Origin of the sequence: Candidatus Pelagibacter communis (assembly GCF_001179845.1) — a bacterium.
In the GTDB taxonomy this organism is placed as follows: Bacteria; Pseudomonadota; Alphaproteobacteria; order Pelagibacterales; family Pelagibacteraceae; genus Pelagibacter; species Pelagibacter ubique_Q.
Genome location: NZ_CVSB01000035.1, coordinates 42853 through 62133 on the forward strand (window position 1 = coordinate 42853; position 19281 = coordinate 62133).

Here is a 19281-nt window from a genome sequence, read left to right on the forward strand (position 1 = left end):
TTTATGCAATCATTTGTTTATGATTGATTTTGGCACTCAAAACTATGCCAAAGCCAATCATTGTAGCCAACATAGAAGAACCTCCATAGGACATTATTGGCAATGGAGAACCAACTATAGGTAGTAAACCTAGAACCATAGATAAATTTACAACAATATAAATAAATATTGCAAACGCATAACCAAAACAAAAAAGTCTAGCGAAGTTACTTCTTGAAATAGATCCTATTCGTAAAATTCTAAAAATTATTATTGAGTATAATATTAAAAGGCCAACAGAACCTATAAAACCAAACTCCTCTGAAAATAAAGTAAATATAAAATCTGTATGTTTTTCAGGTAAAAAATCCAAATAACTTTGTGTACCTTTTAAAAAACCTTTTCCATCAAGGCCACCTGAGCCTATGGCTATTTTAGATTGTATAATTTGATATCCAGCACCTAAGGGATCTCTATCTGGGTCTAAAAAAGTTAATATTCTCAGTTTCTGGTATGGTTTAAGAAATGAAATTATAAAAGGTAACGAAATCAAAAAAGTAATAAATGAGTAAATAAAGTACTTTATTTTTACTCCTCCTAACCACAAAATAATTAATCCACTTAAAGCTATTAATATCGAGGTACCAAGATCCGGTTGAGAAATTACAAAAATAATAGGAATTAATATTATCGACAAAACTATTGTTATACTAGTAAATGAATTAACATTTTCTATTTTTAATCTGTGATAATATTTTGCGAGACACATTATAATAGCTACTTTCATAAGTTCTGAGGGCTGTAGAACAAATAAATAAAGATCCATCCATCTTTGTGAACCAGATGACTTAATTCCAAAAAATGAAACATAAATTAATAAAAGTATTACAATAAAGTAAATTAAGTATGAAAAATTGTGCCAAAATTTTATGTTAAAGAAAGCTACAAAAATCATTAAAGGAAAAAAAACTGCAAGTTTTACAAAATGATTTTTAGTATGAAAAAGTATTTCACCTCCATCTGTAGAATACATAACAAAAACACTTAATACAGAAAGGAGGATGATGGAAATCAATAATATATAGTCTAAGTTTTTCATTTTTTGAAATAATGTAATCTCATTACTCAATCTATCGTGTTGAAACATTTAAACAGTAATCCTTTCAAAATTTGATTGTTTGTTTCTCAAATCATGTCTATCAATAATTAATTTAAATAGTTTTTTTGCAATAGGCGCTGCAGCCTTACTTCCTGAGCCACCATGTTCTACAATTATACTTAATGCATATCTTGGATTTATATAAGGACCATAAGCAACATATAACGCATGATCTCTATCTTTGTATGGTATTTGCTCTAATTCTAAATCTAATTCCCTTTCTCTTTTGCTAATTCTCTTGACTTGAGCTGTTCCAGTTTTTCCTACAAATTGATATTTAGGGTCATCAATTCTTGATTTATATGAGGTTCCAAATCTCTCATTTGTTGAAGCAAACATTGCTTCTTGAATAATCTTAATATTTTTTTTATCTTTAAATAACTTTTTGTCTATCAATACCTCGGAGTCGGTATCAAATAATAAGCCACTTTCCATTGATTGTTTTGCATCTTCATAAGAAACTGGATTGCTGTCCACAATTATTTTTGGTTTTATGGCATATCCTCCATTTGCAATTTGTGCAGTCATCATACAAAGTTGTAAAGGAGTTGATTGTATATAGCCTTGTCCAATACCTGTTATTAAGGTCTCTCCTAATACCCAGCCTTTACCAAGATTATTTTTTTTCCATTTTGTATTTGGAAATAATCCTTTTTTTTCATTATCAAAATAATCGCCGAGAACTTTTTTACCTAAGCCAAACTTTTCGGCTGTAATGTTTAATCTATCAACACCTAATAACCTAGCAACCTCATAAAAATATGTATCACAAGATTGTTTCATGGCATTTTTCAGACTAACCCAACCATGTCCCTTTTCCTTCCAACAGTGAAATGTTTGTCCATAAAGCTCCATTTTTCCAGTGCATTTAACTTTAAACTTCGTATTTATTACTTTGTTTTCTAAAGCTGAAAGCGCAACGATAGGTTTTATCGTTGAACCTGGTGAGTATAGACCCGAAAGGGTTTTGTTTATTAGTGGTTTTAATGGATTATTTCTAATTAATTGCCACTCATCTTGACTTATTCCGAATAAAAATAAATTTGGATTATAAGATGGAGATGAATACATAGCTATTATATCTCCAGTATAAATATCCATTACACTTATGGATCCTGCTTTTTCATTTAACAATTCTCCACAAGCTTTTTGTATTTCTGTATCTACAGTTAAACGTATTTTTGATCCTTGCTCACCCTTTTGATGCTCAAGTTGATTAATTCTTTTACCATAAGCATTAACTTCATATCTTTGAATGGCATTTGTTCCAATTAAATGATTTTCAAGTCTTTTCTCTAAGCCTAGTTTTCCAATTTTCATCCCAGGCACAAATCTTTCTTGGATAGTTTGATTGTCTAAAATTTCTTGTTCATTGGGTTGGCTTACGTATCCAAGAACATGGGTGTATACATCATTAAATGGATAATTTCTGGAGATTGTCATCACAGGCTTCACACCCACAAGATCGTATAAATAATTATTAATTTTTACAAATTGACTCCAACTTAAATTTTCAGAAACAATAATACTATCCCAAGGTTTCAGTTCTGATTTTAATTTATTTATATTTGCAATTTTTTTATCACTAAGATTTAAAAGTTTTTTTAATCTTACTAATAAATAATTGAAATTTTCAACTTGCTCTGGAATTATGTGTAATTGATAAACTTTTAAATTTCCTGCAATTACATTTCCAAAATAATCAACAATATTGCCTCTTGTAGGTGGAAGTTTCCATTCCCTTATTCTATTTTTATCTGAGAGAGTTAGATATTTTTTATTTTCGTTTATTTGTAGAGAAAATAAACGTGCAACAATGCCAACAAAAACTAAAATTTTTGCTGCTCCAACAATGAACATACGCCTATTTATTACGTCAGTTTTTCTTATTCCTGAATTAGATTTAATCATTTGTTTGATATGAAATTCTTTCGTTTAAAAAATTAAAAAATAAAAAAAATATTGGATAAAATAAGAAAGTAAAACCTGTGTTAATCAAATAATTTGTATAATCAACTTTAATTAAAAAGACTAAATCTAAAATAATTACTTGAATTGAATTTATTAATAAAATTGTAAATAATAATGATATCCAATCCTTTATAAAGTTTGGAGACAAAGTAATATTTCTGATATAAGCTGTTACTGAGCAAAGAACAAGATAGCAAAAACTACTTATTCCTATTGGTACTCCTATTACAACATCATTAATTATACCTGCAAAGAAAATTGCTAGATAACCTAATTGATCAGGATTTCTTAAAGTCCAAAAAAAAAGCAATAAATGAACAAAATTAAACGCAAAATAATCAAGTTTTAAGTAATTAAAATCAAATTCATTAAATACTGAAAAAAATAACATTATCAAAGGCAGATAAGATAAAAATATTCTTAAAAAAGAACTTTTGTTAAGTGACGACATTATTCTTCTCCACCTATTTTATAAGAAACTATTTTTACATAGTTGAGTTGTGTAAAATCAGAAAAAAAATTAATTTTTCCCTGAGACGCATTATCAATTTTTCCAATTGGTATGCCGGGCTTAAACAAGCCCCCAAGACCAGAAGTGTAAGCAATAATTTCTTTATTTTCAAAACCTTGAGCATAGTCTTTCTGGGTATGTTCAATTTTTCCGTAATCACTTCCTGTTCCAGAAACTACTGCCTGTATATCTTCTGGCTCTAAAACAGACGGTATTTTACTATTAAGATCAGATAATAATAATGCTCTAGAATTAGTATAATTTACCTCAATTATTTGACCAACTAAATAAACCTCATCAATAACAGCCATTCCAATTTTGACTTTATCTTTAGTGCCTTTATTTAGAACTACAGATTTTAAGTATGGACTGTCTTTGTCAATTAAAACTCTAGCAAATATTTCTTCTGAACTTATGCTTTCATCAATCAACTCTCTAAGTTTTTTATTTTCTGCAGTTAAATAATCATTATGTAATTTGATTTGCTCTATATTTTCTATTTTAATTAATTCTTTCTGATGACTTTCATGTAGATCATAATAAGATTTTATTTCAGAAATTAACCCTCCAATTTTTTTTTCTGGAATTGATGCAATATAAGAAGATCTATAAATTACTTCATTAATTCCTAATTTGATAACCTGAATTGCTTTAAAATTAAAATTACTTAGAACAATTACAAAAATTGATAAAATAATTAAAGTTAGTAAAGAAAATTTTTGTTTATCTTTTTTTTTTAAGAAAGCTGACCTAATGGCAATTACAAAATCATCTCTGCCAGTAGCCATTTTTCCTAATATTCAGATAACATAGTAGAAAAAGTTTCTTCTTGATCCAAAGCTTTACCTGTACCGACAGCAACACAAGATAATGGATCATCTGCTATATGAACTGGTAAACCTGTTTCTTTAGAAAACCTTTTATCAATATTTTTTAACAAAGCACCACCACCTGTTAAAGTTAAACCCATATCAACTAAATCAGCTGACAACTCAGGTGGAGTATTTTCCAAAGCATCTTTAATTGCACTAACCATTTGTTTCATAATATCGTTTAGCGCTTCTGCAGTATCTTCTTCTGTAATATTTACTTCCTTAGGCGTACCTGATCTTAAATCTCTTCCTTTGACAGGATAAGTATTGTTACTAGATGGTATAGCTGTTCCAATTTCTTTCTTAATTTTTTCAGCAGTAGTATCACCAATTAACAAATTGTATTCTTTTCTCATATAATCTACTATTGCTGTATCCATTGAGTCACCCGCAACTCTTAAAGATTTTGAATATACTAAACCTCCTAATGACATTACGGCAATTTCACTAGTTCCACCACCAATATCAATAACCATAGATCCGGTTGCTTCAGAAATTGGTAATCCAGCACCAATTGCCGCTGCAATCGGTTCTTCAATTAACTGAACTCTTCTTGCACCTGCTGCTAAGGCACTATCTTGAATTGCTTTTCTTTCGACTGGTGTTGAACCGGTTGGTACGCAAATTAAAATTCTAGGATTAGCAAATGTACTTCCTTTATGAACTTTTTTAATAAAATGTTTAATCATTTCTTCGGTAACTATAAAATCTGCAATAACACCATCTCTTAAAGGTCTAATTGCACTTATGTTTCCTGGTGTTCTTCCAAGCATTGTTTTTGCTTCATCTCCAACAGCTAATACATTTTTTTTTCCACCTTGATCAACTATCGCAACAACTGAAGGTTCATTTAAAACCACTCCTTGACCTTTCAAAACAACAAGTGTGTTTGCTGTTCCAAGATCAATTGCCATATCTTGGCTCCATATTTTTTTAACACTATCAAATAATCCCATTATATTCCTCTTACTTTCTGGCTTTCTTGCTCCATTGGAGCTGTTTTATCTCGTTTAATTATCATTTTATTTAATGCATTTATGTAAGCATTTGCTGATGCAACCAAAGTATCTGTATCAGCTGCCTGACCTACAGTTGTTTTTCCCTTTTCCTCTATTTTTACACTTACTGTTGCTTGTGCGTCTGTTCCTTCTGTGACTGCATGAACTTGATAAAGCTGTAAGTTTACATCGTGAGGATATAAAGTTTTAATGCATTTGAATATTGCATCCACTGGACCATCTCCAGTTTCTGTTGCGTTTTTAACATCACCATAAACATCCAAAGTCATTTCTGCTTTTTGTGGTTCACCTGTTCCAGCAAAAACTTTTAAAGATTTAAGAGTTATTGCATTTACCTTATTATCTACAATTAAACTATCATCTACTAAGGCAATAATATCTTCATCGTAAACATGTTTTTTCTTATCTGCTAAGACTTTGAATTTTGCAAATGCATTTCCTACTACATCGTCAGTTAAATCTGGATAGCCTAAGCTGTTTAACTTATCTTTAAATGCATGTCGACCAGAATGCTTTCCCATCACTAATGATGTTTGTTTAACTCCTACACTTTCAGGTGTCATTATCTCGTATGTTTGTCTATTTTTTAACATTCCATCCTGGTGAATTCCTGCTTCATGAGCAAAAGCATTTTTTCCAACGATGGCTTTATTGTATTGAACAGGAAATCCTGTTGCGTTTGAAACAATTTTTGAAGCTTTGCTTAGAAGTGTTGTATTAATTCCAGTTTCATATGGCATTAAATCAGGTCTTGTTTTAATTGCCATAACAACTTCCTCGAGAGCAGCATTTCCAGCTCTTTCTCCTAATCCATTTATTGTACATTCAATTTGTCTTGCTCCAGCTTGAACTCCAGCTAACGAGTTAGCTACTGCTAAACCTAAATCATTATGACAATGAGTTGATAAAATTGCTTTATCTATATTTGGAACTTTATTTAATAAAGTTTCTATGATTGTGGTAAATTCAGATGGTATAGTGTAACCAACTGTATCAGGAATATTAATTGTTGTAGCTCCATTTTTAATTGCAAGCTCTACAGTTTTACACATGTAATCCATATCTGTTCTTGTTCCATCTTCACAAGACCACTCTACGTCATCAGTAAACTTTCTTGCATAAGCAACATGTTTTCCAATTGATTCATATACGTCTTCTGGGGACATATTTAATTTATGCTTCATGTGTAATGGACTTGTAGAGATAAATGTATGTATTCTAAATCTTGGTGCATGTTTTAGAGCTTCATAAGCTCTATCAATATCTTTTACAGAGTGTCTCGAAAGTCCTGCAGGAATAGAATTTTTTAAAATTTTACTTACTTCTGAAACAGCTTCAAAATCCCCTGGTGAAGCTATAGGAAAACCTGCTTCAATTATATCGATACCTAATTCATCAAACACTCTGGCGATTTGAATTTTTTCCTCTAAACTCATAGATGCACCTGGCGATTGCTCACCATCACGCATAGTAGTATCAAATATAAAGACTCTATCTTTATTGCTCATAACTAAAATTTTTAGAAAATCTATAATACAATCTATGAGAGAGATTGCAAAATAATTAGTTAAATAATTAATTTTAATGGACCATTTTAGGCTTACAAAAAATTAATTATAAATAGACTCAATTTTAGGCATTAACCGTAAAAGTTCTCTTGTGTATTCATGGCCGGGTTTTAAAAATAAATCCTCAGTGTTTGAAACTTCACATAATTTGCCGTCCTTTAAGACTCCAATTCTATCACACATCTGTCTAACAACCGGTAGGTCATGGCTGATAAATAAAATTGTTAAATTTAATTGTTCCTGTAAATCTTTAAGCAAATTTAATATTTGAGCCTGAATACTTACATCCAAAGCAGAAGTAGGTTCATCACAAACTAAAAGTCTTGGTTGTGTGGCAAGTGCTCTTGCAATTGATATTCTCTGTCTCTGTCCTCCTGAAAATTCATGTGGATATCGATCTGCAGATCTTTGAGTTAATTCTACAGACTCGAGCAAATCATAAATATAATTATTTAAATCTAAATTCGATATTGATGGGTTGTGAAGTTTGATTGGTTCTGCAATTATATCTTTTACTTTTAATCTTCCATTTAGTGAAGAATAAGGATCTTGAAATATCATTTGAATTTGTTTTCTAAATTTCATTAATTCAGATCTCTGCTTAATTTTTGTTATACAAACGTTGTCAAAGAAGATATCGCCAGAAGTAGGTTTAAATAAATTTACAATCATTTTAGCAATTGTAGATTTTCCACTCCCACTTTCTCCCACTAAACCAAAAGACTCTCCCTCTTTTATTTCAAATGAAACATCATTAACAGCCATTACAGAATTTTTAGAATTTTCCGTAAAAAAATTGTCATCAAAACTTTTATTCAAATTTTTTATCTGAACTAAATCTTGATTTATAATTTCTTTTTTTGACCATCTATTTAATATTTTGATATTATTTTCTTTTTTATTATTGTTTTTTTTTTCTACAATCACAAATCTTGAAATTTTTTTGTTAGTTGGTGGAACTGAACTTACTAAACTTTTAGTGTAATTTTCTTGAGGATTAGTTAATATTTTTTTAGTTTCACCGATTTCAACCAAATTACCACTTTTCATAACTGCTACACGATCTGCTGTCTCAGCTATAACACCCATATCATGAGTAATTAGAATAACCGCAAGATTTCTTTCTTTTGTTAATTTTTTAATAAGTTCTAAAATCTGAGACTGAATTGATACATCTAATGCTGTTGTTGGTTCATCTGCAATTAACAATTCTGGTTCACAACATAAAGCTAAAGAAATTACTACTCGCTGTCTCATTCCACCTGAGAATTGGTGGGGATAATTATCGAATCTTAACTCTGCATCTTTTATACCAACCTCTTTTAGTAAATTTATAGATTTATTTTTTGCTTCTTCTTTGCTTAATTTAAGATGAGTTTGAATTGTTTCAATTAACTGTTCACCGACTGTAAGAATTGGATTAAGTGAGGTTTGAGGATCTTGAAATATCAATCCAATTTTATTTCCCCTATATCTAACAATACTCTCAGAATTTTCATGAACATTAAGATCACCTAAAATAACTGAGCCACTAGAAACCTTACCTGGTTCATCAATTAAATTTATAATAGCGTTTCCTACAGTACTTTTTCCTGATCCAGACTCTCCAACTAATCCTAAAATTTCTCCTTTGTTAACCTCAATATTTACATTCTTTGCAGCATAAACTGTTTCTTTTCTCATTTGATAATCAACGCTAAGATTATTTATTTTTAAAAATGTCATTTTTTTAATTTTGGATTTAAAGTATCTCTCATCCAATCCCCTAATAAATTTATTGAAAATGCCAAAATAACTAAGAAAATTGCTGGAAAAAAAGTTATCCACCATTCTCCTGAAAATAAAAAGTCATTACCTAGTCTTATCAATGTTCCTAAAGATGGTGTTGTTGGAGGTACACCAACTCCTAAAAAGCTTAAAGTAGACTCAGCTAAAATAGCAAGAGCTAAACCAATAGTTCCAATTACTAATACCGGTCTTAAAATATTTGGTAAAATATGTTTAAACATAATAATTATATTTGAAACCCCGATTATTGTTGATGCTGAAACATAGTCTTTATTTTTTTCCACCAAAGTTGCTGCTCTAGAAACTCTTGCAAATTGTGGCCACTCTGAAATGCCGATTGCAAATATTAAAACATAAATTGCCATTTCATCGTGCATTTCTCTTGAGATTAATCCTCTTGCTATTCCGTCAACTAACAATGCCATCAAAATACTTGGTACTGTTAATTGAACATCGGTTAACCTCATTACTATCATTTCATATTTTCCACCAAAAAATCCAGCCGTTAATCCCAATCCAACTCCAAGGATTAAACTAAAAATTATTGCAGAAAAACCTACAATTAAAGAAATCCTACATCCATACAAAATTGTTGATAACATATCTCTTCCTTGTCCATCAGTACCTAGAATAAATTTAACAAGACCATCTTCTGTCCACGATGGTGGTGTGAATGCATCCATCAGTGAGAGAGAGGATGGATCAAAAGGATTGTAAGGTGTTATCAGCTCAACAAAGAAAGAGCAGAAAAAAATTATAAACAAAATAGTAGATGATACAATTGCAGTAGGAGATTTAATAAAGCTATGATAAATATCGCTATCTTTTATTCTTTGCCAAGTACTTAAAGATTTGTTATCCACTTGCAGTATCTCCTTTAACTCTTATTCTTGGATCAATTAAATAATAAAGAATATCAACTATAAAATTTATCATTACGAAAACAAAAGCTATAAATACTAAATAAGCTGACATGATTGGTATATCTACAAATTGAACTGCTTGAATAAATAAAAAGCCCATTCCAGGCCATTGAAAAACAGTTTCAGTAATAATTGAAAACGCAATTAGTGTACCAATATTTATTCCTGCAATGGTTATGACAGGTATTAATCCATTTTTTAATGCATGTTTATATTTAATACTATTTTCGCTAATGCCCCGAGCACGTGCAAATTTAATATAATCTGTTTGTAATATTTCCATCATCTCTGCTCGCACAAGTCTGATGATATAAGTCATTTGGAAAAGACTTAATGTTACTGAAGGAAGTATAATTGCTTTAAGTCCTGAAACAGTTAAAAAACCTGTGGTCCAAAAACCTAAATCAATAACTTCTCCTCTTCCAAAAGAAGGTAATATTCCTAAGATTACTGCAAACAAATATATAAATAATATACCAATTATAAATGTGGGGAGCGAAACCCCCAGCAAGGAGATGGCTAAAACAAAATCACTTAAAAAACCTTTTCGATTTATACCTGTATAAACTCCCAATAATGTACCAGTTATAAGTGCAATTAGTGCTGAAATAACCACAAGTTCAATAGTTGCAGGCAATCTTTCAACTATTAATTCTGAAACAGGTCTTCTTAATTGATATGAAATTCCAAACTCACCTTTGGAAGCATTAACTATAAATCTTGAAAACTGAACATGAATTGGATCCATTAAACCAAGTGTTTCTCTCAATTCTGCTCTTTCCTCATCAGAAGTCTCTTCTCCAACCATGTTATTAATTGGATCTCCAACAAAATTAAATAATGAGAATGATACAAAGGCGACAACCAACATCACCAAAGCAGATTGAAACAACCTTTTAAAAAAATATTTTATCAATTTGTGAAGGTTTAAACTTACAAGCCCTTTAAATTTTTAAAGGGCTCGTAATAATTTTTAATTAGTTAAAACTAGCAGTTCTGAATAACGGTTCGTTATTCGGTCTGATAGGAACGTTAACATTGCTTTTAGATGCCCAAGAAATTACTTGGTGATGTAAAGGAAGATAAGAAATATCATCTTTTACAATTTTCCAAGCTTTTGCAATTGCAGCATTTCTTTTATCTAAGTCAACTTCACCTTCCATAACTCTAATAGCAGCATCAACATCTGTGTTACTAAAATTAACTTTGTTCCAGCTAGCACCAGATTCATACAAGTAATGAAAAACATAGTGACTATCTAAGGTTGGAACGCCCCATCCTAGCATATAGAAATCACCTTGATCATCCTTAAGCTCTTTGAAGTGTTTACTTTTAGTTTGAGCAAATAAGTTAACGTTAACTCCAATTTTACCTAACATTCCAACAACAGCAGTACAAATTGCTTCATCGTTTACATATCTATCGTTAGGACATCTAAGTTCAACGTCAAAACCATCAGGATAACCTGCATCAGCTAAAAGTTTTTTTGCTGCATCAACATCGTAAGGCAATCTTTTATCAAGTTCAGCTGTATATCCATTTACACCTGGGAAAGTTATAATTCCTGCTGGTTCACTTAAACCTCTCATAACTTTTTTCTTGATCGCCTCAATATCGATTGCTTGATAAAGAGCTTGTCTCACCTCTTTTTTCTTAAATGGATTATCACCAGTATTACCAGTTCTTAACTTGTCGGCTGCCTGGTCCATACCTAAGAAAATTGTTCTCATTTGAGCTGTACTTTCAACCTTGTGTCCAGATGAAGATTCAATTCTTTTTAAATCCTGAACTGGTGCATCAGTAACTATATCAATTTCTCCAGATAATAGTGCCGCAACTCTTGTCGCTGCATTTTTTATAGGCATTAATTCGATTTGAGTTACTTTTTTATCCTTCATTTCACCCCACCAATGTTTATTTCTTTTAAACACAGTTTTAGTATTTGGCTCTCTTAAAGTAATTTTAAAAGGACCAGTACCTAATGCGTTAGTAGCAGAGAATGTTTCTTGACCTGCGTCCCAGTTTTGTGGAGACATTGCAAAATTTTTCTCTGACCAAGCTTTAGACATGATGAATATATTTGATAATTGGTTTAGAAGAATTGGATTTGGTTTACTAGTAGTAATCTTTACTGAATAATCCCCAATTGCTGTTACATCAGATACTGTACTTATGTATTCTTTAAAATCAGATGTTCTTTGTTTAGCTCTTAATATGCTAAAAACAACATCTGCAGAAGTCATTCCTGTACCGTCAGAAAACTTTGCATCTTTTCTTAAATCAAATATCCAAGTATTTGGATCTGTAGTTCTCCATTTTGTTGCTAAAGCAGGTCCTATTTTCATGTCCAAGCCTCTCTGAACTAAAGCTTCGTAAACTTGTCTAGAAACTTGTGTAGTTGGACCCTCATTTTGTGCATGTGGATCTAGTGTTAAACTGTCTCCTTGCATAGACCACTTAATTGTTTTTGCCCACGCAGAAGAAAATCCAAATACTAGAACTAATGACAATAGTATTCTTAATATATTTTTAGTCTTCATTATTCCCCTCGCTTTTAAATTTATTTAAAAAAGTATAGGTGAAATAATCGAATTATTGTAGCAATAATTTACAGATAAAAATTTAACTTTTATCGCTATCAACCAATTTTTTCTTACCAATCCAAGGCATCATAGCTCTTAATTCAGCACCTACTTTTTCAACTGGATGCTCAGCTAATTTTGCTCTTGTAGCAAGGAAGTTTTTTTGACCGTTTTTGCATTCGTCCATCCACTCTTTAGTGAATTTTCCAGATTGAATTTCAGCCAAAACTTCTTTCATTCTTTTTTTGGTTTCTTCTTTATTAACTACTCTTGGTCCAGATTGATATTCACCATATTCAGCAGTATTTGAAATAGAATAATTCATATTCGCAATTCCACCTTCATAAATTAAATCAACAATCAATTTAACTTCATGAACTGTCTCAAAATATGCCATCTCTGGTTCATATCCTGCTTCAACTAAAGTTTCATAACCATTTTTAATTAGCTCAACCAAACCTCCACATAATACAGTTTGTTCACCAAATAAATCTGTTTCAACTTCATCTTTAAATGTAGTTTCAATAATTCCTGACCTTCCCCCACCAACTGCTGAAGCATAAGATAAAGCTAAGTCTCTTGCCTTTCCTGATCCGTCTTGATGAACAGCAAATAAACAAGGTACTCCACCTCCCTTTTCATATTCACTTCTAACTAAGTGACCAGGTCCTTTTGGAGCAACCATAAAAACATCTAGATCTTTTCTAGCTTTAATTAAGTCGTAATGAACATTTAACCCATGAGCAAAGGCAATACTTGTTCCTTCTCTTGCTCTTTGTTCGATATGATTTTTGTAAATTTCTGCTTGTAATTCATCTGGTGTAAGAATCATTACTACATCAGCCCATTCTGCAGCATCTGATAAATTCATTACTTTTAATCCTTTTGACTCTGCTTTTGCTGCACTTGATGAACCTTCTCTTAAAGCTACAACAATATCTTTTACTCCACTATCTTTTAAGTTGAGTGCGTGAGCGTGTCCTTGGCTTCCATAGCCAAAAATAGCAACTTTCTTACTCTTAATCAGATTTACATCGGCATCTTTTTCATAAAACATTTTCATATGGTCTCTCCTATTAAATTAATTAAATATTTTAGCACCTCTGGTCATAGCTACTGCCCCTGTTCTCGAAGTACTTATAAGTCCCAAAGGCTTTAATTTTTTATTCATTATATCTATCTCTCTTCTTAGAGCAGTTATTTGAATTACCGCTGAGGTTTTTGTTTCATCTAATATTACGGGATTAAATTTTTTACAAGCATTTAAGCATTTTTCAATTTTATTTCTTTTTCCCACAACTTTAAATAAAGCCATTTCCTTAAATATTACGTCCTTGTCCTCTCTTTTAAACTCAGCAACTTTATGAACAGGTACTAATTTAGTTAATTGAAGTTTTATTTGATCAATTACTTGTGGCGTTCCAGTAGTAACAATTGTTATTCTTGAAATATTTTTAACTGCATCAACTTCTGCAACTGCCAATGATTCTATGTTATATCCACGCCCAGAAAATAAACCGACTACTCTTGCAAGAACTCCAGCCTCATTATCTACCCAAACAACAAAAATGTATGTATCTGATTTTTGTTTCTTCGTGGGTGCGCTATAAGCTGATTTTGATTTCGGCATTATGATTATACTAAGGCTTTGCCTTTTCCTTTAATTTTATTTTCCTCTTGATCATTTGGGCCCAAGATCATTTGGTTATGAGGTTTTCCAGATGGTATCATTGGGAAGCAATTCTCATTAGGATCCACATGACAATCAAATATAACTGGTCCATCATAATCAATCATTTCTTGAATTTTATCATCAAGCTCAGCTGGATTGTTTGCTTTAATTCCTTTACATCCATATGCTTCTGCCATTTTCATAAAATCAGGTAAAGCCTCAGAATAACTTTCAGAATAATTTTTTTCATGCAGTAATTCCTGCCATTGTCTTACCATTCCCATATATTGATTATTTAATATAAATATTTTTATAGGAAGATTGTATTGAACTGCAGTAGACATTTCTTGCATAGTCATTAAAACTGAAGCTTCTCCAGCAATATCAATTACTAATTTTTCTGGATGAGCAATTTGAACACCAACTGCTGCTGGCAATCCATACCCCATGGTTCCTAAACCACCAGATGTCATCCATCTATTTGGTTTATTAAATTTATAATGTTGAGCAGCCCACATTTGATGTTGGCCAACCTCGGTGGTAACATAAGTATCTTTGTTTTTAGTTAATTCATAAAGTCTTTGAACAGCATGTTGAGGCTTTATACTTTCTTCGCTATTTACGAAATTAAGAGAATTTTTTTCTCTCCATTTTTCAATTTGTTCCCACCACTTAGCTATATTCGATTTATTTGATTTGCTATGACCATTTTTTCTTTTTGAAATTGTCTTATTAATTTTACTGATAACACTCGTAACATCCCCAACTATTGCAAGATCCACTTTAATAATTTTATTAATTGATGATGGATCTATATCAATATGAACTTTTTTTGAATTTGGTGAAAACTCATCTATTTTTCCGGTAATACGATCATCAAATCTTGCACCAATGTTAATTAAAAGATCACAATCATGCATAGCATTATTTGCTTCATAAGTACCATGCATACCAAGCATTCCTAAAAATTGATTATCATCTCCAGGATATGCACCTAATCCTTGAAGTGTAGAAGTTATAGGAAAGCCAGTTAGCTCAACAAATTCTCTTAAAGCATGACTTGCTTTTGGACCTGAGTTAATTACTCCTCCACCACTATAGATGATTGGTTTTTTGGCCTTGCTTAATAATTTTACCAATTCATCAATTTGATCTTGAGAAAATTTATTGTGAGATTTGCCGTTTAATTTTTTTTCTTTAATTGGTTTTTTATATTTCGCTTTTGCAAATTGAATATCTTTTGGAATATCGATTAAAACTGGTCCAGGTCTTCCAGTTGTTGCAACTTTAAAAGCTTCATGCATAATTTTTGAAAGATCATTAATATCTTTTACTAACCAATTGTGTTTCGTGCAAGGTCTTGTAATTCCTGTAGTGTCACATTCCTGAAAAGCATCAGTTCCAATTAAATGTGTTGGAACCTGACCAGAAATACAAACTAACGGTACAGAGTCCATATATGCATCTGTTAAAGCTGTAACAACATTAGTTGCCCCAGGACCTGATGTAACTAAAACTACACCTGGTTTACCTGATGACCTTGCATAACCTTCGGCTGCGTGACCAGCACCTTGTTCGTGCCTAACTAAAATATGTTTTATAGAAGGATGATTTTTTAATTCATCATAAATCGGTAACACTGCGCCACCTGGATAACCAAAAATATGTTCCACACTTTGGTCTTCAAGACATTTAAATACAATTTCTGCTCCAGTTAATAATTTTGGCATTAGGCAATCTAGCTGAAGTTGTGCTAATTGGTCAAGTTTAAGAATGAAAATTTTAAATTTTTTTCAAAAAATTATTTAAGTCTTGTGGCTTTAGTTTCGTCCAGCTCATCATATTGCCTCTAGCCCAAGTACTTTGTCTTTTGGCGTATTGTCTAGTTTTTATGGCTATTTTTTCTTTAATATCATTCAAATCTTTTTGATTTTTTAAATATTCTCTAATTTCATTCACTCCAATAGCTTTGTTGGCACTTTTATCTTTTCTAACCCTTAGCTTTATGAAATCTTTTACTTCTTTAATTGCTCCATTCTCTATCATCTCCCTTGTTCTTAAATTGATACGCTCAATTAGTTCTTGTCTGGGATAATCAATATAAACTTTAAAGAAATCATCTTCTACGAAGTTTGATTTTGTGTTTTTAAACCATTCATGTAGAGATTTTTTTGTAAACTTTTTCACCTCATAAGCTCTGATAGATCTTTGAGTGTCTGTAGGGTTTATTTTTCCTATTGAAGATGGATCTAATTTTAGTAGTTTTTCATAAAACTTCTTTTGTCCAATTTTTTTTTGTAAATCTCTAATTTGAGTTCTTAATTTTAATGAAATATTTGGTATTTTAACTAAACCGTCAGTCAAAGCTTTAAAGTATAGACCTGTACCCCCAACAAGAATTGGGGTTTTTTTTCTTTTTTGAACTTCCCTAATTTTTTTAATTACTAACTCAAGCCAATCACCTGTAGAGAAGTTTTTTGTAACATTATGAAAACCATACAAATGATGTTTTATTTTATGGTATTTTTTTGGATCTGGTCTAGCTGATAAAATTTTTAGCTGTTTGTATACTTGCATACTGTCTGCGTTAATAATCTCTCCATTAACTTTTTTTGCAAACTTAATAGCAAAACTTGATTTACCTGAAGCTGTTGGGCCTGAGATTAATATAATCTTGGATTTTAAATCCATGATCAGTCTAACTTAACACCGATGTATCTTCGTTGGTTTTGGTTGTTATAGATAGCAAGTAAAACTGTTTTCTGATTTGAATTAAGAACTTCTTTAGTAATATCTCTTAAATCATCTGCAGATTTAATTTTTTTCTTCTGAGCTTCAATAATAATACTATTAAGTTCTATTGAATTTGCTACAGGACTATTGTTTGCAATTTTAGTAATAACAACTCCTGTTGTTTGATTTGGTAATTTTCTGTTTTTTATATCTTCTTTAGTTAATGTTCTGACTGCAATTCTTAAACTTTCAATTATTTCTTCATTATTCTGTTTTTGAGTTTCTTGATTTTTACTTATTTTAAAATCATCTGAAGTTTCTAATCTTCCTAAAATAACATTTTTAATAATCTCTTTTTTGTCTCTCCAAACTTTAACTTCAACTTTTTTTCCAACCTCTGTACGTGCTACAATAGCTGGAAGTTCTTTCATTTGATTTATTTTTTCTCCATTAAATTCTAAAATAATATCACCAGCTTGTATTCCTGCTTTTTCTGAAGGACTATTTTCTGCAACACTTGCAACAAGTGCTCCTCGTGCTTTGTCTAATTTTTCAACCTCGGCAATTTCTTTTGTAACATCTTGAATTCTCACACCCAACCAACCTCTTTTTGTCTCACCAAATTCGATTAATTGTTTAATTACGATTTGTGCACTATTTGATGGTATAGAAAATCCAATTCCAATTGAACCATTTCGTCCAAGAATTGCTGTATTAATTCCAATTACATTTCCTTCCATATCAAACAAAGGCCCACCAGAATTTCCAGAATTTATAGATGCATCAGTTTGTATAAAATCTTCATATCTTGATAAACCAATTGATCGATTTCTTGCTGATATTATTCCACTTGTTACCGTTCCACCCAAACCAAATGGATTTCCAATTGCTAAAACCCAATCTCCAATTCTTGCTTTATCAGAATCTCCAAATGCAACGGGGATAAACTTTTCATCTGTTTCTAATTGTAAAACAGCAATATCCATTAATGGGTCAGCACCTAGAACCTTAGCCTTAAATTCTTGGTCACCATTCACCCTGACAATAATATCGTCAGCATCTTGGATAACGTGATTATTCGTAACCACAATTCCACTCTCATCTATAATAAACCCAGATCCCAAAGCAGCTGATTGTCTTTCCTGGGGTGTTCCAAATTCTTTAAACATATCCTCAAAAGGAGACCCCGGAGGAAATTGAAAAGGAAAAGGATTAGTGTTTGTCACAACAGTTGTTGTAGTAGAAATATTTACCACCGATGGCATTAATTTTTCTGCAAGATCCGCAAAGGAAACAGGAACTGGTTTGGAGTTTACATTTAATGAAAAGGTGAATGATAAAACTATTGTTAAAAATATAATTTTAATTTTTCTCATATTAGCTCTTAATGTAATAAATAATTATAAAACCTATTACTGCAAAAATAAGTCCACCTGATCTAAGCTGACTATCTTTAACAAGTTCTAATTTTTTTAACATATTTTTCATTTTTGCTGGAAATAAGGCGTACAAAATTCCTTCAATAAATAGGAAAAGACCAAAAGCTATAACTAGCTCACGCATTTACGAATTATTGTTGGATTTCTGGTTTTATATTTCCAAAAAATTTAAAAAATTCACTATCAGGTGATAAAATTAATGAAGTTTCACCACCAATAAGAGCTTTTTCATATGCTTGCATGGCTCTATAGAAAGCAAAAAATTCAGGATCTTGGCCAAAGGCATCAGCGAATATTTTATTTCTTTCTCCATCACCTTCCCCTTTCATGATCTCTGATTGTTTTTGAGCATCTGCTAAGATTACAGTAACTTCTTTATCTGCAGTTGAGGTAATTGTAACCGCCATCTCTGCACCTTTTGCTCTAAATTCTTTTGCTTCTCTTTCTCTTTCAGTTTGCATTCTTCTATAAATCGCATCACTGTTAGCTTGAGGTAGATCTGCTCTTTTAATTCTAACATCAACAATATTAATTCCAAAGTTTTGCGCTTCATTGTTTACACCTTCTTTAATTAAAGCCATTTGCTTAGATCTATCTTTAGATAATAATGTTTGTAATTCTTCTTGACCTAATACATTTCTAATTCTTGAGTTTATAATTGTTGATAGTCTTGATCTCGCAACTCTTTCGTTTCCAACTGAAATATAAAACTTTAGTGGATCTACGATCTGAAATCTTGCAAATGCATCAACTATTAATCGTTTTTGATCTGATGCAATAACCTCTTCGGGCGGAGCATCTAAATTTAAAATTCTTTTGTCTAAATAAACAACGTTTTGAATAAATGGAATTTTAAAATTTAAACCTGGTTTCATTATAATTCTTTTTGGATCACCAAATTGAAGAATGATTGCTTGGTTAACCTCTTTGACTATAATAACTGATAAAAAAGCTACAACTCCAATTGCAACTAATAGTCCAACTAATACTTTTCCAGCTTTCATTTTAATTTGTCGCTTTCTTTTTTAATTCAGGCAAAGGCAAGTATGGAACTACACCTGAACC

17 protein-coding genes are annotated in these 19281 nt (G+C 31.2%); all 17 read right to left on the reverse strand.

Features of this window, described 5'->3' with window-relative positions; genetic code table 11:
* Position 1: 1 nt before the first annotated feature.
* The 17 genes from rodA to hflC all read right to left on the reverse strand — a co-directional run bounded on the left by rodA (position 2) and on the right by hflC (position 19220).
* A complete protein-coding gene (gene rodA / locus AMN81_RS03310; protein ID WP_072090699.1) occupies positions 2–1126 on the reverse strand; it encodes a rod shape-determining protein RodA in 1125 nt (374 codons plus the stop codon).
* Positions 1127–3049: a penicillin-binding protein 2 gene (gene mrdA / locus AMN81_RS03315; protein ID WP_072090700.1), complete on the reverse strand. Its 1923-nt coding sequence runs from the start codon at positions 3047–3049 to the stop codon at positions 1127–1129.
* On the reverse strand, positions 3042–3560 hold the full coding sequence (mreD, locus tag AMN81_RS03320) for a rod shape-determining protein MreD (protein WP_072090701.1): 519 nt from the start codon (positions 3558–3560) through the stop codon (positions 3042–3044). Before mreD ends, mrdA begins: the two co-directional genes overlap by 8 nt.
* Entirely contained in the window at positions 3560–4408 is an 849-nt protein-coding gene (mreC, locus tag AMN81_RS03325; RefSeq protein WP_072090702.1) for a rod shape-determining protein MreC, read from the reverse strand. Before mreC ends, mreD begins: the two co-directional genes overlap by 1 nt.
* Before the next feature lie 5 nt (positions 4409–4413).
* Positions 4414–5448, reverse strand: a complete 1035-nt coding sequence (locus tag AMN81_RS03330) for a rod shape-determining protein (protein WP_072090703.1) — start codon at positions 5446–5448, stop codon at positions 4414–4416.
* Positions 5448–7019: a 2-isopropylmalate synthase gene (locus tag AMN81_RS03335; protein ID WP_072090704.1), complete on the reverse strand. Its 1572-nt coding sequence runs from the start codon at positions 7017–7019 to the stop codon at positions 5448–5450. Before AMN81_RS03335 ends, AMN81_RS03330 begins: the two co-directional genes overlap by 1 nt.
* A 102-nt stretch (positions 7020–7121) precedes the next feature.
* Positions 7122–8804 (reverse strand): dipeptide ABC transporter ATP-binding protein, encoded by a 1683-nt coding sequence (locus AMN81_RS03340; protein WP_080986907.1) that lies wholly within the window; start codon positions 8802–8804, stop codon positions 7122–7124.
* A complete protein-coding gene (locus AMN81_RS03345; RefSeq protein WP_072090706.1) occupies positions 8801–9730 on the reverse strand; it encodes an ABC transporter permease in 930 nt (309 codons plus the stop codon). Before AMN81_RS03345 ends, AMN81_RS03340 begins: the two co-directional genes overlap by 4 nt.
* The gene (locus AMN81_RS03350) at positions 9723–10706 is read right to left on the reverse strand and encodes an ABC transporter permease (RefSeq protein WP_256998215.1); all 984 of its coding nucleotides are present in this window, start codon (positions 10704–10706) and stop codon (positions 9723–9725) included. Before AMN81_RS03350 ends, AMN81_RS03345 begins: the two co-directional genes overlap by 8 nt.
* 61 nt (positions 10707–10767) lie before the next feature.
* Positions 10768–12330, reverse strand: a complete 1563-nt coding sequence (locus AMN81_RS03355; protein ID WP_072090707.1) for an ABC transporter substrate-binding protein — start codon at positions 12328–12330, stop codon at positions 10768–10770.
* A gap of 82 nt (positions 12331–12412) precedes the next feature.
* Positions 12413–13435, reverse strand: coding sequence for a ketol-acid reductoisomerase (ilvC, locus tag AMN81_RS03360; protein WP_072090708.1), 1023 nt, complete (start codon positions 13433–13435; stop codon positions 12413–12415).
* Positions 13436–13453: 18 nt separating this feature from the next.
* Positions 13454–14002: an acetolactate synthase small subunit gene (gene ilvN / locus AMN81_RS03365; RefSeq protein ID WP_072090709.1), complete on the reverse strand. Its 549-nt coding sequence runs from the start codon at positions 14000–14002 to the stop codon at positions 13454–13456.
* A gap of 5 nt (positions 14003–14007) precedes the next feature.
* Positions 14008–15774: an acetolactate synthase 3 large subunit gene (locus AMN81_RS03370; RefSeq protein WP_072090710.1), complete on the reverse strand. Its 1767-nt coding sequence runs from the start codon at positions 15772–15774 to the stop codon at positions 14008–14010.
* A gap of 52 nt (positions 15775–15826) precedes the next feature.
* The gene (gene miaA / locus AMN81_RS03375) at positions 15827–16735 is read right to left on the reverse strand and encodes a tRNA (adenosine(37)-N6)-dimethylallyltransferase MiaA (RefSeq protein ID WP_072090711.1); all 909 of its coding nucleotides are present in this window, start codon (positions 16733–16735) and stop codon (positions 15827–15829) included.
* Between the two features lie 2 nt (positions 16736–16737).
* Positions 16738–18153 (reverse strand): Do family serine endopeptidase, encoded by a 1416-nt coding sequence (locus AMN81_RS03380; protein WP_072090712.1) that lies wholly within the window; start codon positions 18151–18153, stop codon positions 16738–16740.
* Between the two features lies 1 nt (position 18154).
* Positions 18155–18340 carry a DUF2065 domain-containing protein gene (locus tag AMN81_RS03385; protein WP_072090713.1) on the reverse strand — a complete coding sequence of 62 codons (186 nt, stop codon included), beginning with the start codon at positions 18338–18340 and terminating at the stop codon, positions 18155–18157.
* Between the two features lie 7 nt (positions 18341–18347).
* Positions 18348–19220 carry a protease modulator HflC gene (gene hflC / locus AMN81_RS03390; RefSeq protein ID WP_023854267.1) on the reverse strand — a complete coding sequence of 291 codons (873 nt, stop codon included), beginning with the start codon at positions 19218–19220 and terminating at the stop codon, positions 18348–18350.
* Positions 19221–19281: the final 61 nt, after the last annotated feature.